Consider the following 347-nt stretch of genomic DNA (forward strand, 5'->3'; position numbering starts at 1 on the left):
GTAGGAGTCTGGGCCGTGTCTCAGTCCCAGTGTGGCTGATCATCCTCTCAGAACAGCTAGGGATCGTCGCCTTGGTGAGCCATTACCTCACCAACTAGCTAATCCCACCTAGGTTCATCCAATCGCGAGAGGCCCGAAGGTCCCCCTCTTTCCCCCGTAGGGCGTATGCGGTATTAGCAGTCGTTTCCAACTGTTATCCCCCTCGACTGGGCAGATCCCTAGGCATTACTCACCCGTCCGCCGCTCGCCACCTCAGGAGTAAACTCCCTCGTGCTGCCGCTCGACTTGCATGTGTTAGGCCTGCCGCCAGCGTTCAATCTGAGCCATGATCAAACTCTTCAATTAAA

General features: G+C 56.2%; 1 rRNA gene. It reads right to left on the reverse strand.

Features of this window, described 5'->3' with window-relative positions:
• Window positions 1-345 (reverse strand): 16S ribosomal RNA (locus MMG82_RS21665); the annotation flags it as partial.
• Between the last annotated feature and the right edge of the window lie 2 nt (window positions 346-347).

The organism is Shewanella sp. MM_2022_3, from assembly GCF_022557375.1.
GTDB classification, from domain to species: domain Bacteria; phylum Pseudomonadota; class Gammaproteobacteria; order Enterobacterales; family Shewanellaceae; genus Shewanella; species Shewanella xiamenensis.